Consider the following 24,061-nt stretch of genomic DNA (forward strand, 5'->3'; position numbering starts at 1 on the left):
CTTTCAGCAACGAACATCCAAAGAATACACTTCTGTCCACGGTCATTATAGCACAAGTGTTTATTAAAATACCATAAGGCCGCCGCTTTTTTATTTCTTGTCACGCAAAGCTTCGTCAATAAGTACCTTACCTTCTTGCAAAAGACTCTCCGCCTCTTCATCGGATCGGTAACTTTCACTGTATAGCTTGTATAAATCTTCCGTTCCCGAAGGCCGTGCGGCGATCCAACCGTCAGCCGTACTGATTTTAATACCGCCTATAGAAAGATTTTCGTAAGCAGATCGGGTCTCAATGTCCGTAATAGTTGCGTTCCCCAACTTGACAACCCCGATATCGGACTTGTCCAAAGCGGCAATACGTATTTTTTCTTCTTTCGATACGGCCGTATCGCACCGTTTCGTATAAGTAGATCGACCCAATCGTTTACAAACTTTTTCATAATAAGAAAGAGGAGACAAGCCCGTAACGGCCTTTATTTCCGCTGCCAAGAGACACATAATGATGCCGTCTTTATCCGTCGTCCATACACTGCCGTCACGCTTTACAAACGAAGCGCCGGCACTCTCCTCTCCGGCAAAAAAGACCTTCTTTTCATACAAAAGGTCAGCAAAGTATTTAAACCCTACGGGGACTTCATATACATTGGCACGGAGTCCTTCGGCAACAACTTTCAGTAACTCTGTGGTTACGATGGTTTTACCGATACCCGTTTTGGCAAAGTCACGATGGGTTCCCAAATAATGAGCGCAAGCCGTCAAAAAGGCATTGGCTCCGATCATGCCTTCCGGCCCGCAGACGACACCGAATCGATCATAATCGGGATCATTAGCCAACACCAGGTCGTATGAACGACCGTCTTTGATGACGCCGGCCATGACATAAGGTGATGAACAATCCATACGCACCTTACCGTCCGCATCATAGGTCATAAAGGTGAACCGCGGGTCATAACTGTCATTAATAAAGTCGGCCTTAATATGATACTTTTCGCATACGGCATGCCAATAATTCATACCCGAGCCGCCGAGAGCATTGACCAGAATATGCAGATCCGCCCGGGCTATGGATTCCATATCGATAACCTGAGACAGTTCCTCTACATACAGCCCTTTATAGTCATAAGGAATGCAACTTCCCCCCCGGCGTTTTTCCGCTTCCGGCAAAGTATACCCGGTTTCCAGCAAGCGGTTTGCTTCTTTTTCTACGGCCTTTGTAATCGTACTGTCTGCCGGCCCGCCGCTTACGGGATTGTACTTAATACCGCCACAGTCCGGCGGATTATGAGACGGCGTTATGATAATACCGTCACCCCGCTTTTCCGAACGCTTTTCATTATAACGAAGAACGGCACGCGATACGGACGGTGTCGGTACAAAATCGCCTTCGCAATCCGTGCAGGCCGCAATCTTATTGTAAGCCAAGACATTCAAGGTCGTTTGATAAGCCAGTTGGGACAAATAGTGCGTATCCGCCCCTACAAATACGGGACCGGAAGCTCCGAAGCTTTGACGCAAATTGCAGATAGCCTGAACAACCGAGCCTACGTGTAAAGCCGTAAAGCTTCCGTCCGTAGCTTTACCGCGATGTCCCGATGTGCCGAAGGAAACCCGTTGAGCCGGTTCATCCATGCAGGGAATCGTTTTATTATAAGCTTTTTTTATTTCTTCTAAATCGGGATAATCACAGGCTCTCACCCGTTGTCCCGCCAAGGGATGTACAGACACGCTTTCCACAATCCTTTCATCTCGTTTCGACACGGTTATATAAGCCGTTTAAGGCTTACTATTCACCACATCTTATGGTAATATAAATATACTTGGTATTATATCAAATCACACCGTTCTGTAAAAGAAAGGACTCTACTATGAAATTTATCTCCTGGAACGTCAACGGGCTGCGTGCCGTTATGAAAAAGGGATTTCCCGAAATATTTAAAGAACTGGATGCGGATATTTTCTGTCTACAGGAAACGAAGCTACAAGCCGGTCAAATAGAAATGGACCTGCCAGGATATGAACAATACTGGAATTATGCCGATAAAAAAGGCTATAGCGGCACGGCAATTTTTACGCGTATAAAACCGCTTTCCGTCTCTTACGGTATGAATATTGATGAACATGACCATGAAGGACGCCTTATTACCTTAGAGTTTGAAGACTTCTATTTTATTACCTGTTACACCCCCAACAGCCAAAGTGAATTAGCTCGCCTGGATTATCGGATGCGTTGGGAAGATGACTTTCGCAACTATGTGACCGAATTGAATCGAACCAAACCTGTCATTTTCTGTGGCGATTTAAATGTGGCTCACGAAGAAATAGATTTGAAAAATCCGAAGACAAATCGCAAAAATGCAGGCTTCTCCGATGAAGAACGAGCTAAAATGACCGAACTTCTCGCTGCCGGATTTACGGATACGTGGCGCTACTTCTATCCCGACAAAGAAGGCGTCTACTCCTGGTGGTCTTATCGTTTTAAAGCCAGACAGAACAACTCCGGTTGGCGTATAGACTACTTCATTACCTCGTCCGCTTTAGACAGTCGCTTAAAAGAAGCTCTTATTTATACGAATATTGAAGGCAGTGACCACTGCCCTGTAGGTCTGGTCATCGAATAGTATAGTTTGACTCCGTGAAAACAGCCGTGTTACAATAAAATCCGGCATGCGAGTGTGGCGGAACGGCAGACGCACCGGACTTAGGATCCGGCGTCTTATGACGTGAGGGTTCAAATCCCTCCACTCGCACCAAAAAAGCTGTGCCCTATAAGGCACAGCTTTTTCATTTTATCAAATTCGTTAACTTATGAATCTATAAACCGACATCGACGACACCATGATCATAATCTTCCACGACAATATCATGGACGACCAGATCGCTGCGATGTACTTTATCAAGCATCTTGGAGCGAGCCGTTGTTATGACATTGTCACTATGTTTTCCGCCGAACCAGGCAAACTTGGATGTACCGATGGTATAGGTTAAGGTCGCATAAGGTCCGTTCAAATGGAGTGAATTCGTCTGATAACCTGCATTCAGAGTGAGATGCGGGGTAATATGTAATTCCGCACCGAATTTCATCCCTCTGACGGCCTCTCTGCGATCCAATTTTCTATAGCCTACCCGTACGGCAGAGCGGCCGCGCCAGTTATAATAATCCGCATAAACACGAGCCCATCGAGCATTTTTAAAGGTCCGTGCATAGCCGATATCAAAGCCGCTTGCAGCAACATTTTCTATCAGTTTCCAATGATTTTCATAATCAACTATAGCATAATCATAAAGACTGGTATCGGGATCCATGCCATAGGGATATAATCCTGTAGGATCGCCTAAAACAGTGCTTCGACCGTGTAACCCTATATACTTTCTGTTATGAGTCCCTAAGTTACGGTATATATTGGCATACACTTCATTATATCCCGCAACATATTCTATGCCGCCGCTAATACGCTTGTAGCCATTCTTGAACGCGTGGTCATAAAAAGCATTCGCTCCCACGTAAGAATGTTCATGTTTGCTGAGACGGCGATACCCGACACCGACATTCGCCGTGACGCCTAGGGATTCAATTTTGTTTTTTTGATGTTCATGTATCGTAAAGGTACCTGCCGGCATAGCCGGAATCCAATAGTTACTTAATTTATTAGAAGATATTTTCTCACCGCTACGACCGATACGGCCCTGCACAAAGACAACGCTCTTGGAATTTTCATCATAATGAGTGAGCGGTTGTAAGGTCTCAATATAGAATTTATTTAACTCAGTGGATTTAGATTTATCCGAAGTGACAATAGACGGTCGATCATAAGTAAAATTATGCCACCTGTGTCCGGCTGTTTCTTCAGTAGATTTCGGTCCGATACCTACAACCACATCAGTGCGATCCATCCACGTCGAATGAACAGCTTCCCGTTTTGCTTCATCTATTGTCGGCCGGCCAACTCCTATCTCATTCGTCTCTTGAATATTCGCCGCTATTCCAAGGCCACTGAATGAACAACAGGCTATAGTCCCCAAGACGGCTGCTTTCATGATTAAAGTTTTTTTCACTGTATATCTTCTCCCGATTATATTAACAATAAAACCCTATTTTATTCTTATTGTATATACAAACTCAAGTACAGTCAACACTATTATGCATAATAAAGCTATACAGTTATGATAATTTTCACATAAAATAACCGGCTCTTTTGCAAATGTCGGCAGCTAACTAACCGACTAGTTTTTCTCGGCGATGAACGCCCGCGTGTTCATCGCCCTTTTCTTTGCTCAACAATAAGATACGAGCGTGGAAGCGACCATCGGTTTTACGGTAAGAACGGGTAATAAATTTCCCTTTAATATGTCAGCACCTGTTCGATGCTGACCCCAACATTTATTATAGAGCCTTTTTGTTTATATATGCTTTTTAGTTGACTATTGTATTCTTATTTAATATGATAGATGTGTGATTAATCGGTATTATATCTCATCTTTTGTTATAGACTTAATCGCTACGTATCCCCACGGTTTTACGGCTTTTGCCTAAAAATATATTCAAGGAGTGATTCCCATGAACAAGAAAAAAGTCAGTGCTCTCGTCATGGCCGGCCTTTTGGCTTGCACCTTTATGGCAGGCTGCGGCAACTCAAACGGTGACAAGAGCGGCGACAATGCAAAGCAGGAACAAAAGAGCCCGGAAATGCAGGCATACGAAAAATTCCTGGCCATCCCTATGGGTGCTTCGTATGATGACGTAAAAAAAGCACTCGGAAGCGAAGGTACCTTGTCTACGGAAAATGAAGTAGCCGGCATTAAAACACAGGCCTATGACTGGAAAGAAGGCACTACGGGTGTGACGGCTCTCTTCCAAAACGGAGCCCTGGTCACCAAGGCCATGGTCAGCCCGAGCTTTTTCAAAGCTAACGGGGAAACGATTAAACTCGACCAGTTTAACAAGGTACAACCCGGCATGACCTACGACCAAGTAAAAGAAACCCTGAATAATCGCGAAGGTTATTTGTTAAGCGATGCCGAAATAATGGGTACAAATGCAAAGGTTTATATTTGGATGAACGACGACCAGTCAAGCGTACAGCTCACCTTTACAAATAATACGGTAAGTGCCAAAGCACAATCCAATTTAAAATAGGAAAAGAAACACAAAACGGTTCGGTCTGTTGACCGAACCGTTTTACTTTTATCTATGATTTATACTTGGCAAATTCTTTTTCCAAAGCAGGTATAGCTTCAAACAAGTCACCGACAATGCCGTAATGAGCGAATTCGAAAATAGGTGCTTCCGGATCCTTATTGACGGCAATAATCATAGGCGCTTCAGCTAAGCCCAACTTATGCTGAATAGCACCGGATATCCCTAAGGCAATATAAATCTTAGGAGCAATCTTCTTCCCTGTAATACCGATTTGCTGGTCATGAGTTGCCCACCCGTTATCTACAAGGGGTTTCGACACACCCAAGGCTGCACCGATGGATGCTGCAAATTCCTTTACCTTTTCGAAGCCTTCTTCATCACCTACACCGCGACCGGCACCGACGACAATATCCGCCGTCTCAATAGTAAGTTCCTGTTCTTCTACCGGTAAGGGTTCAAAAGAGACAACTTCCTGCAAAGCCTTCTGCCCCTGTAAGTCCACCTTTTCATGAATAACTTCGCCGCTGCGAGACGAGTCGAGTTTATTACCACGGAATATCTTGGCACTTACAGTCGCCAACTGAGGTCGTGTCGTCGTCAAAATCTTCACATACAACTTGCCCGTAAAGGCCGGTCGAATCCATGTAATGTCATCTCCGTCACCTTCATAGCGGCAATCGATGCAATCGGCCACAAGTCCCAAGCCGGCAGCGGCCGATAAGCGACCTCCCAAATCTCTGCCGTTATAGGATGCCCCGATTAAAAGAACGTTCGGTTCATACTTTTCTGTTAATTCCCGAACTGCCGTCGTATATAAGGACGAATCATAAGACTTCAGTTCTTCATTATCCACAACTAAGGCGCAGTCGGCACCGTAACCGATAGCTTCTTTTGCCGCCGCTTCTTCCCCCGATAAGACAAGAGCTACCAGCTTTTTCCCCTTGGCATCCGCCAGTTCACGGCCCTTACCCAAAAGTTCCTGACTGATTTGTGCGACCTTACCGTCTTCCGTTTCAATATATACCCAAACACTTTGTTTGATATCCATTTACGATTCCCTCCTTATACGATATGGTCAGCGGCCAATTTTTTGAATAATTCGGCTATAGCCGCCTTTTCATCGGCGCCTTCAATCATAATACCCACTGTATGTTTTTCCGGTGCAAAGACGCCCGCAACGGCAGTAGCCGATCCGGCCTTCCCCGCTTCTTCGGGAGCTAACCCCAAATCTTCTAACCGCCAGGTGTCAAAAACGGCTTTCTTCGCATTCATTTTACCTCTGATATTAGCGGAGCGAGGAGTATTGGCCGTTTCGGATACGGAGCATACCAGCGGCAGAGGAGCTTTTACCTTTTCCGTGCCGCCGCAATTTTTACGCGTAATAACCAAACCGTCAGCCGTAGTTTCCACTTCTTCGGCATAGGTTAAAAGAGACATGCCCAGACGCTGTGCCACTGCCGGAGGAATCTGTCCCGTATCTCCGTCCGTAGACTGACGTCCTGTAAAGACAAGATCGACGGAACCGATTTTTTCAATAGCCTTGGCCAATATTTTTCCTGTAGCCAACGTATCGGAACCGGCCATCCTTTCATCCGATACGAGAACACCCTTATCGGCACCCATGGCAATTCCGTCGCGCATCGCATCAGCTGCGGTAGCCATCCCCATGGAAATTAGGGTGACTGTCCCTCCTACGCTGTCTTTAACAGCTAAAGCCGCTTCAATAGCATGTAAGTCGACAGGATTCAACATAGACGGTGCTCCGATACGCACGAGATTATTGGTTTTCGGATCAAGCTCAATATCGGAAACGGACGGAACCTGTTTAACTAATACTGCAATATTCATTTTCATTCCTCCCTGCTAACTAATAATTATGTTCATATTATAGGCCATCTTAACTTTTTTATCAACTAATAATAGTTATTTTTTACTTAAATATACCTAATAGGTATATTTAAGGTCGAGTTATAAAAAAAAGACATTTACCCATAAAAAAAGACGAGCCAATGCTCGTCTTTTTTTAAAGGATTTTAGATAAGAACTCTCTGGTACGTTCTTCTTTGGCATTGGTAAAAATGTCTTCAGGCGTGCCTTCTTCCAATACAATACCGCCGTCAATAAAAAGAACCCTATCCGCCACTTCACGGGCAAAACCCATTTCATGAGTAACTATAGCCATGGCCATGCCTTCTTTGGCTAAATCTTTAATAACGTCGAGAACTTCGCGGACCATTTCCGGATCAAGGGCCGAGGTGGGTTCATCAAAGAGCATGAATTTAGGTTTCATGGCCAAGGCTCTGGCAATAGCCACACGCTGCTGTTGACCGCCCGACAAAGTACCGGGATAAGCATCTTTTTTATCGCTTAAACCGACTTTCTCCAGCAAAGCGATAGCTACATTCGTAGCTTCTTCTTTTGTCATACGCTTTGTTTTAACCGGTGCCAAAATTATATTTTCCAAAACGGTCATGTGCGGAAAAAGATTGAATCGCTGGAAAACCATTCCCACTTCCATGCGAACTTCATTTACTTTCTTTGTCGAATCAAGAGTCAATCCATCGACAATGATTTCCCCCGACGTAGGTTCTTCCAAGTAATTAATACACCGTAAAATCGTGCTTTTTCCCGATCCCGAAGGCCCGATAATTACGACAACTTCTTTATCTTGAATGGTGAGGTTAATACCTTTTAAAATCTCATGCTTGCCGAAGAATTTTTTTAAATTCTTAATTTCTATCATCCGTTGCGAACCTCCGTTCCAAATAGCTGACCAGTTGAGCGATACCGAGGGTCATAATCAGGTAAAGTACGGCAACAGCCAACCAAATTTCCAAGGCCCCGTAAGTTTTGGAAATAATCAACTGACCGCGACGTGTCAATTCTTCAAAGCCGATGACGGAAACCTGAGCCGTTTCCTTCGTCATGGAGATAAACTCATTGCCTAAGGGAGGAATGACATGTTTAAAGGCTTGCGGCAAAATAATATAAAACATAGTTTGCATCCACGAAAGCCCCAAAGATCGGCCCGCTTCCATTTGTCCTTTATCTACTGACTGAATTCCGGCACGGAAAATTTCGGATACATAAGCACCGCTATTGATAGAGCAAGCCAAGACGGCTGCCAGAAAGGGATCGATACGAGTCCCGAGCACTTGCGGCAGAGCAAAATAAATCAAAAAGATCTGAACCAGCATAGGCGTTCCGCGAATGACGTTTACGTAGCATACGCTTACAGCTTTTAATAACTTGATTCCCGATAATCGGCAAACGCTGATAATAAGACCCAATAAAAAGCCGATACCTACGGAAATAGCTGTAATTTTGATTGTCATGGCCGCACCCAATAATAGTAACGGCAGGGAATTCCATATTAAATCGAAATTCATAGCACCTTCACTCCTTAAATTTATCTACCCAACTGATGCACCAGATTATACAGGCCTTCATCAAATACAAATCGAATCTTATCCGCTTCTTCATACGGTGTGGCGACGACTTGCCTGCCGACGGAGCCGACAACACAGTTATACTTACCTTCCAACAGCACATCAACCGCCTTCTGTGCAAAACGTCCGGCCATAATCGAATCATAAGCTGACGGTGAACCGCCGCGTTGCACATAACCCAGAACAGTCAAGTTAGCCTGTAGATACGTGTGTTCTTTTATATAATCAACCACTTCCGTACCTGTAGCGGCTCCTTCAGCAACAACGATAATACTGCTCATCTTATTCATGCTGTGTGATTCCAAAAGATGGCTGCAAACGGCCTGAAAATCAACAGGATGTTCGGGGGTCAAAACAATTTCCGCTCCCGAGGCCATCCCTGAATAGAGAGCGATAAACCCGGCATGACGACCCATGACTTCAATAACGGCTACACGGTCATGAGAATAAGCCGTATCACGAATCTTATTCACCGAGTCAAGCACCGTATTCACAGCCGTGTCAAAGCCGACCGTATATTCCGTCCCGACCATATCCCCGTCAATAGTACCGGGAATAACGACGGTAGGAATCCCCAAGCGGCTAAGTGCTTCAGCCCCTTTCATGGAACCGTCCCCACCGATAACAACCAAGGCGTCAATTTGTCGGGAACGTAGAAATTCAGCAGCTTTTTTCTGTACTTCCGGTTCTATGAATTCAAGACAACGGGCTGTACGTAAAAAAGTTCCGCCTCGTTGAATAATTTCTCCTACAGAACGCCGATCAAGAGGCTTTATATCTTCATCCAACAAACCGCCATAACCGCGAACAATACCTTCTACGCTCAGTCCCTTATAAATAGCATATCTGGTAACGCCGCGAATAGCGGCATTCATACCCGGTGCATCTCCGCCACTCGTTAAAACGGCGATTTTATTAATGTTCATGCGTCTTTCCTCCCCGATCTCGCTTGGCAAACTGTATTTTTTCCTTATGAATTGCTTCAACAATCGTATCGACAATATAAGAGGCACCGCCGCGAGTCGTGTCAATCGTAAAATCACAATAGGGGTATACATCTTCCCACTGCTTCATCATCGTTCGTACGAAGTTGTGCAAATCGTCGTAATCTACAGTCGGTCTCTTGCCGATATGTCTGCCGACCCTCTCCTCCACTCGATACGGTTCGGATGACAAGGCCACAATAACTCCGTTCCGATGAAGAATACGATACGTATCGACATTCATGGGAAAATTGCCGCCGAAAGAAATAACCGCTTCATGATAACGACTTACTTGATGAAGAATATTGATTTCCCTTTCTCGAAAAATCGTTTCCCCCGCCTCATTATAAAATTCGGCAATAGTCATGCCTACAGCCCGTTCCAGTCGTCGATCCGTATCGACGAACTGCCATTTCAGGCGTTGTGCCAGCTTGCGGCCGATATGGCTTTTTCCGCTGCCCATCATGCCTACAAGTACAATGTTACGTTTCATCATCTGTCCCCCCTGCGCAGACTCTGAAAAACTATACGTATGAATTGTCTACTATTATAGCAAAAAATAAGGAAAGATAACACTGTAAATAGAAAAAAGCAGTACTTTTTATGCATACTTTAGTGATTAATATGCATCCAGTACTGCTTTTTACTCATTATTACTTTTATTTTCCCTTTTTACCTTACAGGAATGAATATCAATGCTCATTATTCCTGCCGCCCGATTTTCGTCTCGTCCCGACTCCAAATGTGTAATTTCCACGAACACGGGAGGCATCAGACAATCCATATCGTTAAGAAAGCGTATAAAATCAGCATAGCTCCCGCAAACCGTCACTTCGTAGACCTCATCTTTGCCGCTCGAAAGACTGTGTAAGTCCGTAATGTTAACGGAATTTTTATGTGCCAATTCTTCCGCCATAACGGGAATATCCGTATTATCATCTAAGGCAAAGGGGATAAACGCCGGCTCTTCACGGTTCTTAAGTTGTTGTGACGCAAGTCGGTTTTTCCCTAAGTGCACGCAGGCCTCGTACAAAGCTATGTCACGCATAATTGTAAAGGCACATAGAAGCAGGGTTATTAAAAATAAACCGATTATATACGCATCCAACGACTTGTCTTTGTATACTGAAAAATTATTCTTTAACCATTTCGAAATGAGTCACTCCTTCCCGTTCTTCAGTTTTTCCGATACGCCATACGGAATTTTCCGTCTTAGCCTTTAACGCATTTTGCCAACGTGAAATCTCTTCTTTCTTTTTCGTTTCTCCCGTAATAACCAAAGCATTACCTCGCTTTTCGCATTTAAGGAAGGTAATATTTTCAGGCTTTGTTTCTCCTATATGTACTAAGAAAGCGGCCGAGTCCGTCTTTTCTTCCACCCGTTCCTTCAGTTCTTTCGCTGCTCGGCTGCAATTTTCGGCAGATTTTTTATGAATTTCCGACTGTCGTATAGCTTCTCCCGACGTTTCGGCCCGTATCTTTCTGCCGACAGTTTCTAAACCGCAGCCGTACAAGAGAGCTATACTGAGAATGAATGAAACCGCTACTTGAGCAACTATAAACAGATTACGGAAAGTCTTTTCGTGTCTCTTCGCTTCTCTAAAAGAAAGGCTTAAATCAAACTCCATGACTATAACCCCATTAATAAAGGCATGGCTTCAAACTCCACCTGCCATTTTTTCCTTAAGGCTTCTGCTTGATCATTTCTCTCAGGAGGAACCACGGCATGATCTACTCCCGGGTCGTCTTCACAAGTATATGCGCAAACATTTCTTTTATTAAGGACTGTAATGTGCCTTTTACCGTCATCTGTAATGGACACGCTTCCCTCATATGAGGGATACAATTTCCCAATAAGAGCCGGTAATATATCAATTCTATCTAACAAACATCCCTTTTCTCTGCAACAACGAACAACGGCTTCCACTGTATTTGCCGGATAAGCGGCAGCCAACCAGGTATATTCTCCCTGTAGCTTTTCTTCTCCCGTCCTTACGGCATCATAAACATATTCTTCGGCGCTATCTAATATCATTCCGCTCCAAGCTACGGACTGACCGGCTTCTTTGCGTGATGCCGTGGGTAAAGACAATGAACGGACAATTAGGTCTCCGTCACCCAATACAACGGTCAACAAATATCCTTTCAGGTCATACTGATCGATGACGTGTTCTACCATAAGCGACGTATTACCGCCTTTTCGCTTTCCCGGAACATCTGTGACCGATGCCTGAAGTGCTATAACTTGTCGCCATGCGTTTTTTTCGCAACGGACAACGCGGCACTGCGTTTCTTCAGGCCAGATAATAGCTCGTCGCCTGGCACTGTAACGCCTGAAAACAGCACGCTTTAATAGTGTATCCACTGTATCCTTCCCTTCCCGTCCTGCATCGTAAATTTCAAAGAACAAGTTTTTATACAACCGTCAACCTTGCGACAAGCACAGCTTTCCAATATATAATCGCCCTGCGTCGTTTCCCTTATTTTGACACGGGTCTTAACTTTTTCATCTTCTTCCGTAAATGGTGAAAAATGTCCCTTGCAATACATATCATAAGCTTTAAAAAGAGATTCCTCAGCCCTGTATTCCGTTTCCGCTCCCCTCATGTATTCGGCTTGGCAACCGAGCTCCGCCGAGGCGGATCGGGAAAAGGCCACAGTCATACTTAGAGCCGCCAATGAAAGTCCTAAAATAACAAAGGTCATAAAACCGTTTCTACGAGTTCTTACCATATTCATCCTTCCATGCAGTGGCTAAGGGTACGACATACACACAACATTCCTGTTCTTCTTCAGTAACTCTGTCTTTCAACATAAAATGCATGACAATCGCCTCTTCATCTTTTTGAAAAAACGCTTCTCCCCCATACGGTTCTACAAAAACGGCCGTATGTTGTTCCGCCCCGTCATCATCTCCCGTCAGTGGCTGAACCGTACCATTATTCAATTTTTTATACAGTCCGAACTTATGCACTGTAAAGCCGGCATTTTTTCCGTTTTCATCCGTATAGGTGACCGTTTTGCCGCTGACTCGTACATTTTCCGCATAACGCAGTTCGTGTCGAACCGTTTCTTCACATATGACAGCCTGTCGCAACAGACACTCTCTGCTATAAGCTTCTTTATACCTTTTTACACTGTTCGTAAACAAAGTTGAAAAAATAAGGGTTGTTGCACAGGCGATACAAGCATATAGGATGATTTCAACTGAAAAGAAGCCCTTACCGCTCTGCCGTCTTGTGTGTAGTAAGAACATATTTTTCACCATCCCGCGTTGTCATAACCACCTTATAAAGCGTAGATGAATTCGTATCTTTTACTGATGCTTCTACACGTATGCCGTATTTTTCGGCCAAGTCTTTTGTATATTTACATCTTTTACCTATGCGTAACGCTTCCATCTCGCATCTGCCTACGGTAGCTACCGCTCGCATTTGACAAGCTCTATGCAATAAAATCAAAGCACGATTCTGGCAAACACTTACGGCCGTAAAAATGAGAAGTCCCGCACTTAAGGCTATCAATGCATCGGCAAAAATAAAGCCGTTCTTACTCCGTTCGAATGCGCCCCGTCTGGGCCGCAATGATAATATGTCTTTTATACCGCTCATCATCCGTCTCAACAACAAGATGCATCGTCTTTCCTTCCGGGCGTCCGTCTCCGTCAAAAGATACAATACCCGTTCCCTTAACCGAAACTCCTTTCGGAAATGCCTGCTCCTTACGAACTGTAAGGGGATCCGTTGTAAGTACATATTCTTTCGGGCGTACATATAATTTCCCTGCTCCGTATTGACCTCGATTTCCTATTGACCGGGTACGCAGACACCGCATTTCCGTCACTAATTCACTGACAGTCGTATCAACGGCATATTGATTTCGTCGCCTATGCACGGCTACAGGGGCGGCCATTGTCGAAACAATAGCCGCCAATGCCAGAACTACTATCAACTCTGTCAGCAAGTACCCGTTTTTCTTCATAAAAGAATATCCTCTAAGAAAGCTCCCCATTGTCCGACAACCCACCACCCTCCTAAAATAAAGGGAGCAAAGGGAACGAGTGTATTCTTTTTGATAAATCTTACCGGCAAGGCCGCACAAGCACCTGTCACAAAAGCCGCCACCAACATAAGATAGGCTCCGACCCCGTCGCAAGTCGGAGCTAACAGGGCAAACAGCTTAACATCTCCCGAACCCGTTTGCTGCGGTACCACGGCATGTAAAGCAATCATAAAGATCACACTTCCCGCCATAACGGCAAGATTCGGTTGTACTGTATGAACCGACAGGTACAGTCCCTGAATACCTGCAAGAATTAACAAAAGCAGGTCGGGAATCCAATACCATTTCATATCACATACGATAAAAATCACGGACAAAATCATCATAGCTGCAACATAGAGATTCTCATAGTTATTAAGTATCCAAGTCGCCACGAAATTTTTTAGCCTCCGTTTTTAATATCTTCCATTTGTGACGTATAAGTCTTACCGTCAAAAGTACCCGACACGACGCCGTCCGTGCCTATGCTGTATACAGTTCCGTCAGGAAGCTTGGGCTCGAATTGCAGATATGCCTTACCGTTTGTATCCTTTGTAGCCAAAGCGGCCACCGTTTCGGGATATTTCCCTTTATCGATTTCATACAATGCCGCCGCATTATCAATCGTCCGGATATCCGCACTGATTTTTGCTATTTTCGCCGTCTTTCCGGCAGACATAAACTTGGGAACGGCGACGGTAGCCAAAATTAAAATGATACTGACAACAACCAGCATTTCCAAAAGTGAAAACCCGTTTCTTACAGGCGTTATACGAAAACTTGCAATCTTCATCATATCATCTCCATTTCTTCAGTTCACGGCTGTAATCATATCCAGAAGCGGCAATAATAAGGCCGTTACGAGAAATCCGGTTACGATTCCCGTGAAAACCAACATAAGCGGCTCGGCAGCCTTGCGAATGGCTGTACTCGTTTCTCGGAGCCGCTTCCCGTAATAAGCGGAAACGGTCCGGAGAACGCGATCATACTCTCCCGTGGACTCGCCGACGCGCAACATAGTCTCGACGTAAGATGTCCCGAATCTTCCCGACTTGACGGCGGTACTGAAAGACATGCCGTTCTCCAGACAACGAATCGTACGCACAATATGCCCCTTGAACACTTCTGACGGTACGGCCGAAAGGGCATCGCCGAGTGCCGAAATTATCGGAATCCCTCCGGCCAACTGAACGGCCAAAATCATACTGAAGCGTTGCCATGACCAAATCAAAAAGAATATGCGTATCCGCCCGATTCTCCACAATAATTCTTCTATCTTTTCTCTATATCGCCTCCTTTGCAATAACTTATATATCAGAATTCCCGTCATCACTGCCGCACCGATTAAAAACGGCCCATAGCGATAAAGGAAATTTCCTGCTGCCAATAACATTCTCGTGCTTTGAGGTAACGGCACGCCTGTTTCCGCAAATAAATCGGAAAAGACCGGAATAACAAAAACCAGAGCCCCGAAAAACAGGATATTGATACAAACAAACAGGAACGTCGGATAAATCATCATATTACGCAGTTGTGAACGCTCATCGCACAAGCGTTCATAATAAGACGCAAGTAATTCCGTCATATCTTCCATATGCCCCGAATGTTCGCCTGCCTGTACAAGACTGCAAGCCGTTTGCGGAAAAGCACCGCTGTCCTGCATGGACTCTGCAGCTCTTTTACCGCTTTCCATGGCCGTAATGCAACCTTCAACAGCTTGTCTTTTTCTCCTGTTTTTTAAACGCCGTGAAATGAGATGCCAGGCTTCTGTTAAGGGAATACCCGCCTTTAACAAAAGACCGGTCTGACCGAAAAGAAAGGCGCACTCTTTATCGGTCAATATCGACGATGACCGAAAAAAAGAGGTGTCTTCCTTTTCTTTTATTTCTGTAACTGCAAGCCTTCTCTCAGCAGCTTTTATTCTTATTTCTTCCCTGCTTTTGGCCTGCACAACAGCCTTGTGCAATGTTTTTCCTTGTCCGTAAGTTACAATATAGGTCTTCATTATTTCTGCAACCGTCCTTCAGCTTGAGCCATGGTTCTCATTCCGTCAGCACCGCCCGTTTGCATAATCGTTTCCAGTTGATGCTCTTTGCCGCTTCTGATAAGCTGTACTACTGCCGGCGTAGCAACAAGGATTTCTCGACAAATGCGTACGCCCTTTTTCGTATTTATACGCCTTTGCGCCAGGACGGCACATAAAACGGAAGACAAACGATACCGCAATGAGGCTTCCTGTCCCTCACCCATAGAAATTAGGCGGGTAACGGTCTGCGCCGCCGTTCGGGTATGCAAGGTGGAAAAAACGAGATGCCCCGTTTCCGCTGCCGTCAGAGCCGCTTCCATCGTATTCTTATCCCTCATTTCACCGACAAGTATAATATCCGGATCTTGTCGTAATGCATCGCGTACACCTTGGGAAAAATCATTAAAATGTTGCCCCTTCTCACGTTGAGTCACCAGTGAACGTCTGCCGGACACAACATATTCAATCGGATCCTCGAGCGTAATAATATGCCTGGCCCCGCACTCATTAACATGAGACAGCATCCGCCACAGTGTTGTCGTCTTACCGCTTCCCGTCGGCCCTACAGCCAAGATCAGCCCTGACGGGGTATCTGTAAGTTTTGCCAAAAACGGCATATCTTCATCTTCCGGCAGTGAGTCCAAAGGGTAGAGAATCCTCAAAACGCCCCGTATACCGGCCTGATCTCTGGACCAGTGGGCTCTACATCTCAAGTGCTCATTCATGGGGAAAGAAAAGGACAGACATTCGTTTCCCGAAAATTTATAGCCTCGTTTATGAAGCCATTCAACCGACGTTTCCTTCACAACAGCCTTATCTGTTAACGGAATCAAATCGGTATCGGGCAGTCGTATAAAAGGCGGGCGCCCTTCCTGGATATGTAAGTCCGCTCCACCGGCCATAACAGCTTCATGCAAAAGTTCGTCAATATTCATGGTCTTCACCGCAAACCCGCATAATTTCCCGTTCATCCGTAAGGCCGTCTCTCACCATCGCCATTGCCGTTTCTTTGAAAAAGATCTTTTCCTGTGCCCCTTTCCGTACGGCTCCGGTGGACGCATCACGACGTACAGCCTCCTTCGTCCGGTTCGTAAAATAGATAACCTCGGCCAGACAGCCTCTTCCGCCATAACCGCTGAAATTACACGCAAGGCAACCGGTGCCGCCACAAACCGAACATTGCTTTCTAACCAACCTTTGAGCAGCCGTACACACCAAGGCGTCACCTACCAAGTAGGCGGGAACACCCATGTCGACCAAACGCTCCGGAACAGCGGCCGCCTCGTTAGCATGGATAGTAGAAAAAACGAGATGTCCCGTCAATGCGGCACGGACAGCAATGGCTGCCGTCTCATTATCCCTTATTTCTCCGATAACCAAAACATCCGGGTCTTGCCGCAAAAGAGCTCTTAATCCTTCATGAAAAGCAATCCCGCCTTTTTTACCTATTTGACTTTGAGAAAGGCCGTCTATCTTATACTCGACCGGATCTTCCAGGGTGGCTATACTGACGGACTCCTTATCTATCTCCCGCAAAGCCGCATACAAGGTCGTTGTTTTACCGCTTCCCGTAGGACCGCAGATAATGATTAATCCCTTTGCGTCCCGCAAAGACCTGCGAATCAGACTTACAGCTCGCTTATCCATTCCCAGACCATCTAAATCGGGCAGGTTTCTGCTACCGCCCAGAATACGAATAACCGCTTTTTCACCGCGAACGGTAGGCATAGTTGAAAGTCGCATGTCAATACCTTCTTTGTACACAATACGTCCGTCTTGCGGTCTACGTGCATCGGCAATATCCAAAGCGGCCATAACCTTTAGACGATTGATAAAGGCTTTTCCCTTCTCTTTTCGTATAGCGCCTACGGACTGCAAAACACCGTCGCGGCGACAACGAATGCGAAATGTTTCATCAAGAGGCTCCGCGTGAATATCACTGACACCTGTGGTCATTGCATAGGAAAACAACTTTTCTATTAAGTTTTGAACCGTTTCCGTTTTTCCTTCCTCATCAGTCCAAACCGATTTTTTCATCTGAAAACCTCCTGTATGTACAGCATAATCGTTGTAATGGATAAACAGCCCTTTTTTACCTAAATTTAAGGGGACTGAACAAAGTTTAATCTTTCCTTAATTCCTTAGTCTTGTTAGTGGTATAATAAAAAAATCGAATACAGGGAGTCTGACATGAAAAAATCACTAAAATATATAACCGTACACTATGGAAAATTCGGCAAACGAATAGGCGTAATTTTTACTGCCATTTTGTTAATGCTTCTTGTATCGGCCCTCTTTGCTTCACACGGTGCGGCCTTTATTTTTAACCGCGTCATGGAAACTCAGTCGGTCGTAAAAGGTACAATTCATGTCAACACTTTATCTGCCGATATTCGCGGCCAGGTGAATTTCACTGATTTGGAGTGGGACGCTCCGGACGGTACACCCGTACTGCTCGTCCCTTCAGGAAGTTTCAAGGTCAACCCTTGGGACTTTATTTTGCATCGTTCTTTAAAAACAACGACCTTGCGGGAAATTACGCTAAACGATTCGACCGTATCAATTAAATTCAATAAAGACATGTCGGCCCAAATTATTTCTTCCGAGGCTCCGGAATCGGTAAAAAAATCGGCTACTCTTGATGAAAAAATACGCACTCTCAATATGACGGACAAAAAATTCAATCTGCGTATTAACCTTAATAATTGTCGCTTTGAAGCCTATAAGGACGATAAACAATATGTCATGACCTCTGTAGATGCATCACTGCATTTAAAGTCCAATGAGTTTTTGACCGTCAATTTTTCTTCCGGACCTTTTAGCGGTAGGGCTGTCGGTGACGGCATTAATATCAACGGTTCCGTCAATTTGCGTACACCCATACCCGAAGCCGATTTGGAAGTGAATTTCTTAAAAGTTGATCCTTCTTCCGTCGGCTTCGGCAAATCCGTTCACGATCCTCTTACCTTGAAAACGCAGTTTACAGGTCCTGTATCCGCACCCATGGCTCACGGCAAACTGGAGATGGATAAGCTGTCCATCCCCGCACTGGATTTCACAAATGTCCGCGGCGATATCGATTATAAAGACGGAATTTTCTTATTTACGAATGTATCAGCCGATGTTTATAACGGAAAACTGGCCGCTTACGGCGATTACAATCTTAATACCAGAGCTTATACCATTCACGGAAAGGGCACGGGATTGGACAGTCGCATAGCCTTAAAACGCATGGAATTTAAATGCCTGGTAGATACGGATATTACCATGGAGTGCGACGGTAATCCCGACAATTTGCTTACGTACGGTTCCTTCCGGTCCGGAAAAGGTCGCTACACCCTTTTTTCCTTCAACTATTTAGAAGGAAAGTTCTCCAACAGACGACACCTTTTAGAATTTTTTGACGTAGCTATCGCCACTAAATTCGGCTTGATTACGACCGATGCCTTTCAAATCGTAAACGGTAAACTCATCCTCGGCGACATTAGCGTTGTCTTTCCTTCCTCATCGGTAGCATTTAACCTCTTCTCATCAGATACTAATGGCCCCATGTCGTGGCCTGACATTCGAGAAAATCTGTCTGTCACAAAGAATAATATGAAGGAGCTGAAAAACGGCACTTCTAACTTTAGGGACACGTCATCAAGTATGAAAGAGAATATGCGAGCTATTAAAGAAAATATGAAAAAGCTCAAAACCGATACGGCAAAAATAAAGCAATCTTTAAAACCCTCCTTGTAAGACCATCGTAAGTTGTGAAATATGCAGGAACGCTCCTTGACGGTCTTATGAAACCGTGATAAACTCATGAAGTACCTATGTGGAGCGGTATCGAAGTGGTCATAACGGGGCTGACTCGAAATCAGTTAGGCCGAAAGGTCTCGTGGGTTCGAATCCCACCCGCTCCGCCACATAAAAAAGAGTCGACACAAGTGTCGACTCTTTTTTATAATTCTTACGAAATAAATACTTACCCAATAAATATAATAAAAGACCGCCCTATAGGACGGTCTTTTATTATATTCTAAAATACGAATACTAATTGTGCCCGTGTAAAGTTGCCTGCATCACAACGATTGCAATCCTTTATTTCCGATGAAAAAGCTCGGAATAACTGTAATTTTGCATTTTTAGCAAAAACATAGTCACCGCCGACACCCCATGAGGTTACACCGAAGGTACCGCCCGTAAAGTGTTCCGTTCTCCAGTTACCCGTTCCCAGGAAATCTTGAATACCGCTCAAACCGCTGTTCAGGTAATCAACCCAAAGATCCCAGGTTTTAGGTTTTTCAAAGAGAGCTTTACCATACTGCAACTTGCCGTAATATACATCGGCAGATGCCGTATCGTCTTTAAAGCTTACTCGATTATATTCACCGAAAAGATTCCATTTAGGACCGAAGTTCAAAGATACGTAGGCCCCTTTAAGATCTTGGGGTTCATGCATCAATATTCCGCCCATTCCGGGATAATTGTTATAGTAAATACCGGCTGCCGACCCCGTCATAGAACCGCCGCCGAAGTTTCCTTCCAACTCTCCGTAAGCCGTTTTAGCATTGTTGGAATAGCCGTCTTTAAACTTACCGTACCCTGCAGTAGCCGTAAGTTTCTTATTCGTAAAGCTCAGTTCGGCACCGTCAAAGGGATCATCATATTGAAGCCCCGATGCTTTACCTAACACATACGTATAACGACCGACTTTAAGATTCCAATTGTGAGCCGGATCCAAAGCATAGTTCACATATGCCTGATCAACAAAGAAGTTATTGTAAAGGCTTCCGTTATAGGCGTACATAGGAGTGCCCGATGCCGCCGTTTCATCATCAAACCAGTTGATATACTGGATTCCCAGTACGGCTTCTGCACGGTCGTTAATCTTCCCGTTAGCTCGGATACGAGCACGATAATCCCAATAATCATGGTCTGCAACGGATTTCGAATCATTCAGATAGCGGAATCTCATATCACCCGTTACCTTAACCCGGCCTACACGGTCTTCCAAGTCGGATACGCGAACGCCGAGATTATTAAGCTCACTCGAAAACTCGTCCGCCAGACGATTAATAAGAGCGCGTTGCTGCGCATCGGCATTGTCTTCATGTGCCATAGCCTTAGCCACTACTTCTGCCGCTTCGTAACGGGTAATATTGCGTTCGCCCTCAAAATGCGTCTTATCAAGGCCTTGAATAATACCTGCATTCGCCAATTCCATGACCGAATTATAAGCCCAACTATCCTTAGGTACATCTGTAAACGGATTCGCTGCAAACCCTGTCGAACAGACAACCGACATAACTGCGAGAATAGCTGCCGTCTTCTTGTTCATCCTAAACACTCCTTTAAAATATTATGCTTTATTTGCATTAATTTCCTTGATGATTATATCAAATTTTCAATTTATTGTAAAAAAATATATTTAAATACAAAAAACGAGCTCTTTTTATGAGCTCGCTTTCTTATTATCATATATACCAATATGAAGGCTTTTTATACCGTTTAGAATACAAATACGAATTGTACACGCGTAAGTTCGGACAAGTTACCGCTTCGGTCCTTTAGCTTAGAGTTAAACGATTTAAATAACTGAAGTTGCGAATTCTTGGTAAACGTATAGTTCGCCCCTACGCCCCACGATGTAACTCCGTAATCTGCGCCTAAGAGGTTTTCCGTTCTCCAATTACCGCTGACCAGGAATTCTTGAATACCCGAACGATCGCTATTTAAATAGTCAACCCACAGATCCCAACTCTGAGATTTTTCAAAACGGGCTTTGCCGTATTGAAGCTTACCGTAAAATACATCGGCCTTTTTCGTGCCGTCCTTAAAACTTACGCGATTGTACTCACCGAAAAGGTTGAAGTTCTTGGCAAAGTTCAAAGACATATAAGCACCCTTCAAGGCTTTCTGAGGATGGCTCATATTCCATTGTTCACCGCTGAAACGATTATAATACAAACCGATTCCCGAATCGGCGACCGAACCGCCTCCGAAGGAAGTTTCCACCTCGCCGTAAGCGGTCTTGGCTTCATTGAAATTGGCTTCTTTAAACCTGCCGTACCCTGCCGTAACTGTCGCTTTTTTATTTTTAAAATTAAGTTCAGCCCCGTCGAAGGTATCATCATACTGAAGGCCCGTTACCTTGCCGATCTTATAATTATAGCGGCCTACTTTTAAATTCCACTGATGACCTGAATCGAATGCATAGTTTACATAGGCTGTATCGACAAAGAAATTATTCAGCTTATACCCGTATGTAAAGACTACAGGCGACCCGGATGCCGCCGTTTCGTCGTCAAAATTATTGTCATATTGAACGCCCAGAACAGCTTCAATGCGATCGTTGATTTGTCCGTGAGCACGCAAACGACCGCGGAAATCCCAAAACTGCTTATAAATCGGCGAACTTTTCGCATTCATATAACGAATACGTGCATCGCCCGTCAGCTTCACATTACCTGCACGGTCTTCAAGATGTGAGACACGAACGCCCAGATTATTAAGTTCATCTGAAAATTCATCAGCCAAGCGATGAATGAGTGCACGTTGTTCTGCATTTGCACGGTCTTCATGAGCCATGGCCTTGGCCACCATTTCAGCAGCTTCATAACGGGTAATATTACGTTCTCCCTGAAAATAGGTTCCGTCAACACCCTGAACTATACCCGAGTTAACCAATTCTACTACGGAATTGTACGCCCAACTGTCCGACCGTACGTCTACAAAAGGATTGGCCGCCATGGCCGTTGTCCCTAATGTAGTAGTCATAACGAAAAAAGCCAAAAGTTTCTTCATCGCCTTCTCCTTTTCAACTATTCATAAACGCCATTGTATTTTAAAATGTATATCATAATTAATATATTTGTTAAAATGAAACGTCAATGCGGTAAATTCTCAGGAGGAAGCTCTGATAGGCGCAAAAAAACAAGACCTTTCAGAAGAAAGGCCTTGTTTCATAGTTTCAGTTAAAATTAGAATGCGAATACGAACTGTGCCCGCGTGAGTTCGTCCGGATCAGCTACATTACTGTCCTTGGATTTGGAAGCGAAGGACTGCATAACCTGGAACTGAGCATTCTTAGCGAAGGTGTAGTCTACGCCGGCACCCCAGGTTTCAACACCGTTGGCTTTACCGAGCAGGTTGTCCGTTCTCCAGTTGCCCGAAGAACCGTTGACGCCGTTCTTTTCAGCATTCAAATAGTCAACCCACAGATCCCACGATTTCGGTTGAGCCATCGTAGCTTTACCGTACTGAAGTTTGCCGTAGAATACGTCTGCATCAGCTGTACCGTCGGGATTATTTACATTCTGGTATTCACCCAAGAGATTGAACTTTTTACCGAAGTTTACGGAAGCATAAGTTCCCCAGAGGTCATCGGGAGCCGTAGATCCGGTCAAATTCGTTTTATTGAAGTTATTATAAAAGACGCCGACTTTGGAACCTGCTGCGGAACCGCCGCCGAATTTACCTTCCAATTCGCCGTAAGCCGTCTTCGTATCGTTCAAGTCGCCTTCTTTAAACTTACCGTAACCGGCAGTAGCCGTCATCTTGGCATTGTCATAAGAAAGCTGAGCGCCGTCGAAGGTATCACCGTATTGAAGGCCCGTTGCATTACCGAGTTCATAGTCATAACGACCTGCCATTACATTCCACTTGTGACCGCCGTCCAACGCATAATTGACATATGCACGGTCAACGTAGAATTTATCCTTATCGGACGATGCTGCATCTTGATTAGCAAAATTATTGGTATAATTTACGCCTAATACGGCATCTGCACGGTCGTTAATCTTGGCATTGGCACGGAGACGACCGCGGAATTGCCAGGATCCGTCATTTTTATTGGACGAATTGTCCTGATTCATGTAACGAACACGGGCGTCGCCCGTCAATTTAACATTGCCTACGCGGTCTTCCAAGTTGGAAACACGAACGCCCAGATTGTTAAGTTCATTCGAAAATTCATCGGCCAAACGGTTGATAAGAGCACGCTGTTCAGCATTGGCACGATCTTCATGAGCCATAGCCTTAGCAACTATTTCAGCTGCTTCATAACGCGTGATGTTACGTTCACCTTGGAAGTGAACGCCGTCAACACCCTGGATGATACCGGAGTTGGCCAACTCTACTACGGAATTATATGCCCAGCTGTCTTGAGGAACATCCTGGAACGGGTTTACGGCAAAAGCTGTCGTGCCTACTGCCATGGTTGCAACTAAAGTTGCTAAAAGTTTTTTGTTCATAATAATCTCTCCTTCTGTAAATGCATAAGTTTACAATTATTGTAATCGGAGAAATATACCTTGCCTTCAAGGGGTCTCGGCGAGTTGTCCATGTTTCCTCTCGTTTCCCGTCTTACCCGGCACTGTATTTTCTCTTGCAAGTTCAGTTCCGAAGCACTTCTTCTCTGAACTTGACATGAGTATAC

Annotated in this window: 26 protein-coding genes and 2 tRNA genes; 5 read left to right on the top strand and 23 right to left on the bottom strand. The window is 44.8% G+C overall.

Annotated elements, in window-relative coordinates:
- Positions 1–90 precede the first annotated feature (90 nt).
- A complete protein-coding gene (locus HMPREF9429_RS07215) occupies positions 91–1,725 on the bottom strand; it encodes a phosphoglucomutase (protein WP_040774389.1) in 1,635 nt (544 codons plus the stop codon).
- A gap of 140 nt (positions 1,726–1,865) precedes the next feature.
- Here HMPREF9429_RS07215 and HMPREF9429_RS07220 point away from each other — a divergent pair, with 140 nt between their 5' ends.
- Both HMPREF9429_RS07220 and HMPREF9429_RS07225 read left to right on the top strand, forming a co-directional pair.
- Complete coding sequence (locus HMPREF9429_RS07220) at positions 1,866–2,618, top strand: exodeoxyribonuclease III (RefSeq protein WP_006942752.1); 753 nt, start codon at positions 1,866–1,868, stop codon at positions 2,616–2,618.
- A 48-nt stretch (positions 2,619–2,666) separates the two neighbouring features.
- Positions 2,667–2,750, top strand: a tRNA-Leu gene (locus tag HMPREF9429_RS07225).
- 61 nt (positions 2,751–2,811) lie between these two features.
- Here HMPREF9429_RS07225 and HMPREF9429_RS07230 read toward each other — a convergent pair.
- A complete protein-coding gene (locus HMPREF9429_RS07230; RefSeq protein ID WP_040774098.1) occupies positions 2,812–4,053 on the bottom strand; it encodes an inverse autotransporter beta domain-containing protein in 1,242 nt (413 codons plus the stop codon).
- Positions 4,054–4,555: 502 nt separating this feature from the next.
- Here HMPREF9429_RS07230 and HMPREF9429_RS07235 point away from each other — a divergent pair.
- Positions 4,556–5,134 carry a DUF3862 domain-containing protein gene (locus HMPREF9429_RS07235; protein WP_006942756.1) on the top strand — a complete coding sequence of 193 codons (579 nt, stop codon included), beginning with the start codon at positions 4,556–4,558 and terminating at the stop codon, positions 5,132–5,134.
- Positions 5,135–5,186: 52 nt separating this feature from the next.
- Here HMPREF9429_RS07235 and HMPREF9429_RS07240 read toward each other — a convergent pair whose 3' ends face one another.
- The 18 genes from HMPREF9429_RS07240 to HMPREF9429_RS07325 form a co-directional block, all read right to left on the bottom strand.
- Complete coding sequence (locus tag HMPREF9429_RS07240) at positions 5,187–6,185, bottom strand: electron transfer flavoprotein subunit alpha/FixB family protein (protein WP_006942758.1); 999 nt, start codon at positions 6,183–6,185, stop codon at positions 5,187–5,189.
- Positions 6,186–6,199: 14 nt separating this feature from the next.
- The gene (locus tag HMPREF9429_RS07245) at positions 6,200–6,985 is read right to left on the bottom strand and encodes an electron transfer flavoprotein subunit beta/FixA family protein (RefSeq protein WP_040774101.1); all 786 of its coding nucleotides are present in this window, start codon (positions 6,983–6,985) and stop codon (positions 6,200–6,202) included.
- A gap of 175 nt (positions 6,986–7,160) precedes the next feature.
- On the bottom strand, positions 7,161–7,880 hold the full coding sequence (locus HMPREF9429_RS07250) for an amino acid ABC transporter ATP-binding protein (RefSeq protein WP_006942761.1): 720 nt from the start codon (positions 7,878–7,880) through the stop codon (positions 7,161–7,163).
- Positions 7,867–8,526 carry an amino acid ABC transporter permease gene (locus tag HMPREF9429_RS07255; RefSeq protein WP_006942763.1) on the bottom strand — a complete coding sequence of 220 codons (660 nt, stop codon included), beginning with the start codon at positions 8,524–8,526 and terminating at the stop codon, positions 7,867–7,869. The genes HMPREF9429_RS07250 and HMPREF9429_RS07255 overlap by 14 nt, the downstream gene beginning before the upstream one ends.
- 20 nt (positions 8,527–8,546) lie before the next feature.
- Positions 8,547–9,512, bottom strand: a complete 966-nt coding sequence (pfkA, locus tag HMPREF9429_RS07260; protein WP_006942767.1) for a 6-phosphofructokinase — start codon at positions 9,510–9,512, stop codon at positions 8,547–8,549.
- Positions 9,502–10,065: a shikimate kinase gene (locus HMPREF9429_RS07265; protein ID WP_006942769.1), complete on the bottom strand. Its 564-nt coding sequence runs from the start codon at positions 10,063–10,065 to the stop codon at positions 9,502–9,504. Before HMPREF9429_RS07265 ends, pfkA begins: the two co-directional genes overlap by 11 nt.
- 147 nt (positions 10,066–10,212) lie before the next feature.
- Complete coding sequence (locus HMPREF9429_RS07270) at positions 10,213–10,587, bottom strand: hypothetical protein (RefSeq protein ID WP_040774104.1); 375 nt, start codon at positions 10,585–10,587, stop codon at positions 10,213–10,215.
- Between the two features lie 115 nt (positions 10,588–10,702).
- The gene (locus HMPREF9429_RS07275; RefSeq protein WP_006942773.1) at positions 10,703–11,197 is read right to left on the bottom strand and encodes a hypothetical protein; all 495 of its coding nucleotides are present in this window, start codon (positions 11,195–11,197) and stop codon (positions 10,703–10,705) included.
- A 2-nt stretch (positions 11,198–11,199) separates the two neighbouring features.
- Positions 11,200–11,934, bottom strand: coding sequence for a hypothetical protein (locus tag HMPREF9429_RS07280; protein ID WP_006942775.1), 735 nt, complete (start codon positions 11,932–11,934; stop codon positions 11,200–11,202).
- Entirely contained in the window at positions 11,919–12,302 is a 384-nt protein-coding gene (locus tag HMPREF9429_RS07285; RefSeq protein WP_040774106.1) for a hypothetical protein, read from the bottom strand. The genes HMPREF9429_RS07280 and HMPREF9429_RS07285 overlap by 16 nt, the downstream gene beginning before the upstream one ends.
- Entirely contained in the window at positions 12,286–12,825 is a 540-nt protein-coding gene (locus HMPREF9429_RS07290) for a hypothetical protein (RefSeq protein WP_156780725.1), read from the bottom strand. The genes HMPREF9429_RS07285 and HMPREF9429_RS07290 overlap by 17 nt, the downstream gene beginning before the upstream one ends.
- Positions 12,791–13,153 (bottom strand): hypothetical protein, encoded by a 363-nt coding sequence (locus HMPREF9429_RS07295; RefSeq protein ID WP_156780726.1) that lies wholly within the window; start codon positions 13,151–13,153, stop codon positions 12,791–12,793. The genes HMPREF9429_RS07290 and HMPREF9429_RS07295 overlap by 35 nt, the downstream gene beginning before the upstream one ends.
- Positions 13,119–13,550, bottom strand: coding sequence for a pilus assembly FimT family protein (locus HMPREF9429_RS07300; protein WP_006942783.1), 432 nt, complete (start codon positions 13,548–13,550; stop codon positions 13,119–13,121). The genes HMPREF9429_RS07295 and HMPREF9429_RS07300 overlap by 35 nt, the downstream gene beginning before the upstream one ends.
- Positions 13,547–14,005, bottom strand: a complete 459-nt coding sequence (locus tag HMPREF9429_RS07305) for a prepilin peptidase (protein ID WP_006942785.1) — start codon at positions 14,003–14,005, stop codon at positions 13,547–13,549. Before HMPREF9429_RS07305 ends, HMPREF9429_RS07300 begins: the two co-directional genes overlap by 4 nt.
- A gap of 8 nt (positions 14,006–14,013) precedes the next feature.
- Positions 14,014–14,406 (bottom strand): competence type IV pilus major pilin ComGC, encoded by a 393-nt coding sequence (locus HMPREF9429_RS07310; RefSeq protein ID WP_006942787.1) that lies wholly within the window; start codon positions 14,404–14,406, stop codon positions 14,014–14,016.
- Positions 14,407–14,421: 15 nt separating this feature from the next.
- Positions 14,422–15,615 carry a type II secretion system F family protein gene (locus HMPREF9429_RS07315; protein ID WP_006942789.1) on the bottom strand — a complete coding sequence of 398 codons (1,194 nt, stop codon included), beginning with the start codon at positions 15,613–15,615 and terminating at the stop codon, positions 14,422–14,424.
- A complete protein-coding gene (locus HMPREF9429_RS07320) occupies positions 15,615–16,571 on the bottom strand; it encodes a type IV pilus twitching motility protein PilT (protein ID WP_006942791.1) in 957 nt (318 codons plus the stop codon). The genes HMPREF9429_RS07315 and HMPREF9429_RS07320 overlap by 1 nt, the downstream gene beginning before the upstream one ends.
- Complete coding sequence (locus HMPREF9429_RS07325; RefSeq protein WP_006942793.1) at positions 16,561–17,673, bottom strand: GspE/PulE family protein; 1,113 nt, start codon at positions 17,671–17,673, stop codon at positions 16,561–16,563. Before HMPREF9429_RS07325 ends, HMPREF9429_RS07320 begins: the two co-directional genes overlap by 11 nt.
- A gap of 153 nt (positions 17,674–17,826) precedes the next feature.
- On the opposite strand from HMPREF9429_RS07325, the gene HMPREF9429_RS07330 reads away from it, so the two are divergent.
- Positions 17,827–19,377 carry a translocation/assembly module TamB domain-containing protein gene (locus HMPREF9429_RS07330; RefSeq protein WP_006942795.1) on the top strand — a complete coding sequence of 517 codons (1,551 nt, stop codon included), beginning with the start codon at positions 17,827–17,829 and terminating at the stop codon, positions 19,375–19,377.
- A gap of 81 nt (positions 19,378–19,458) precedes the next feature.
- Positions 19,459–19,547: transfer RNA gene (locus tag HMPREF9429_RS07335), tRNA-Ser, on the top strand.
- Positions 19,548–19,660: 113 nt separating this feature from the next.
- Here HMPREF9429_RS07335 and HMPREF9429_RS07340 read toward each other — a convergent pair.
- The 3 genes from HMPREF9429_RS07340 to HMPREF9429_RS07350 form a co-directional block, all read right to left on the bottom strand.
- The gene (locus tag HMPREF9429_RS07340; protein WP_006942796.1) at positions 19,661–20,962 is read right to left on the bottom strand and encodes an S-layer homology domain-containing protein; all 1,302 of its coding nucleotides are present in this window, start codon (positions 20,960–20,962) and stop codon (positions 19,661–19,663) included.
- 170 nt (positions 20,963–21,132) lie between these two features.
- Positions 21,133–22,428 (bottom strand): S-layer homology domain-containing protein, encoded by a 1,296-nt coding sequence (locus HMPREF9429_RS07345; RefSeq protein ID WP_006942797.1) that lies wholly within the window; start codon positions 22,426–22,428, stop codon positions 21,133–21,135.
- 176 nt (positions 22,429–22,604) lie between these two features.
- The gene (locus tag HMPREF9429_RS07350; RefSeq protein ID WP_006942798.1) at positions 22,605–23,876 is read right to left on the bottom strand and encodes an S-layer homology domain-containing protein; all 1,272 of its coding nucleotides are present in this window, start codon (positions 23,874–23,876) and stop codon (positions 22,605–22,607) included.
- Positions 23,877–24,061 lie beyond the last annotated feature (185 nt).

Source organism: Megasphaera micronuciformis F0359, assembly GCF_000165735.1.
GTDB lineage: Bacteria > Bacillota > Negativicutes > Veillonellales > Megasphaeraceae > Megasphaera > Megasphaera micronuciformis.

What these genes read in the sequence shown, in the direction of transcription:
- HMPREF9429_RS07220 (WP_006942752.1), top strand. Translation starts at nt 1,866, where the DNA reads ATGAAATTTATCTCCTGGAACGTCAACGGGCTGCGTGCCGTTATGAAA.
- HMPREF9429_RS07235 (WP_006942756.1), top strand. Translation starts at nt 4,556, where the DNA reads ATGAACAAGAAAAAAGTCAGTGCTCTCGTCATGGCCGGCCTTTTGGCT.
- HMPREF9429_RS07240 (WP_006942758.1), bottom strand. Translation starts at nt 6,185, where the DNA reads ATGGATATCAAACAAAGTGTTTGGGTATATATTGAAACGGAAGACGGT.
- HMPREF9429_RS07245 (WP_040774101.1), bottom strand. Translation starts at nt 6,985, where the DNA reads ATGAATATTGCAGTATTAGTTAAACAGGTTCCGTCCGTTTCCGATATT.
- HMPREF9429_RS07250 (WP_006942761.1), bottom strand. Translation starts at nt 7,880, where the DNA reads ATGATAGAAATTAAGAATTTAAAAAAATTCTTCGGCAAGCATGAGATT.
- HMPREF9429_RS07255 (WP_006942763.1), bottom strand. Translation starts at nt 8,526, where the DNA reads ATGAATTTCGATTTAATATGGAATTCCCTGCCGTTACTATTATTGGGT.
- pfkA (WP_006942767.1), bottom strand. Translation starts at nt 9,512, where the DNA reads ATGAACATTAATAAAATCGCCGTTTTAACGAGTGGCGGAGATGCACCG.
- HMPREF9429_RS07265 (WP_006942769.1), bottom strand. Translation starts at nt 10,065, where the DNA reads ATGATGAAACGTAACATTGTACTTGTAGGCATGATGGGCAGCGGAAAA.
- HMPREF9429_RS07275 (WP_006942773.1), bottom strand. Translation starts at nt 11,197, where the DNA reads ATGGAGTTTGATTTAAGCCTTTCTTTTAGAGAAGCGAAGAGACACGAA.
- HMPREF9429_RS07285 (WP_040774106.1), bottom strand. Translation starts at nt 12,302, where the DNA reads ATGGTAAGAACTCGTAGAAACGGTTTTATGACCTTTGTTATTTTAGGA.
- HMPREF9429_RS07290 (WP_156780725.1), bottom strand. Translation starts at nt 12,825, where the DNA reads ATGTTCTTACTACACACAAGACGGCAGAGCGGTAAGGGCTTCTTTTCA.
- HMPREF9429_RS07300 (WP_006942783.1), bottom strand. Translation starts at nt 13,550, where the DNA reads ATGAAGAAAAACGGGTACTTGCTGACAGAGTTGATAGTAGTTCTGGCA.
- HMPREF9429_RS07310 (WP_006942787.1), bottom strand. Translation starts at nt 14,406, where the DNA reads ATGATGAAGATTGCAAGTTTTCGTATAACGCCTGTAAGAAACGGGTTT.
- HMPREF9429_RS07315 (WP_006942789.1), bottom strand. Translation starts at nt 15,615, where the DNA reads ATGAAGACCTATATTGTAACTTACGGACAAGGAAAAACATTGCACAAG.
- HMPREF9429_RS07320 (WP_006942791.1), bottom strand. Translation starts at nt 16,571, where the DNA reads ATGAATATTGACGAACTTTTGCATGAAGCTGTTATGGCCGGTGGAGCG.
- HMPREF9429_RS07325 (WP_006942793.1), bottom strand. Translation starts at nt 17,673, where the DNA reads ATGAAAAAATCGGTTTGGACTGATGAGGAAGGAAAAACGGAAACGGTT.
- HMPREF9429_RS07330 (WP_006942795.1), top strand. Translation starts at nt 17,827, where the DNA reads ATGAAAAAATCACTAAAATATATAACCGTACACTATGGAAAATTCGGC.
- HMPREF9429_RS07340 (WP_006942796.1), bottom strand. Translation starts at nt 20,962, where the DNA reads ATGAACAAGAAGACGGCAGCTATTCTCGCAGTTATGTCGGTTGTCTGT.
- HMPREF9429_RS07345 (WP_006942797.1), bottom strand. Translation starts at nt 22,428, where the DNA reads ATGAAGAAACTTTTGGCTTTTTTCGTTATGACTACTACATTAGGGACA.
- HMPREF9429_RS07350 (WP_006942798.1), bottom strand. Translation starts at nt 23,876, where the DNA reads ATGAACAAAAAACTTTTAGCAACTTTAGTTGCAACCATGGCAGTAGGC.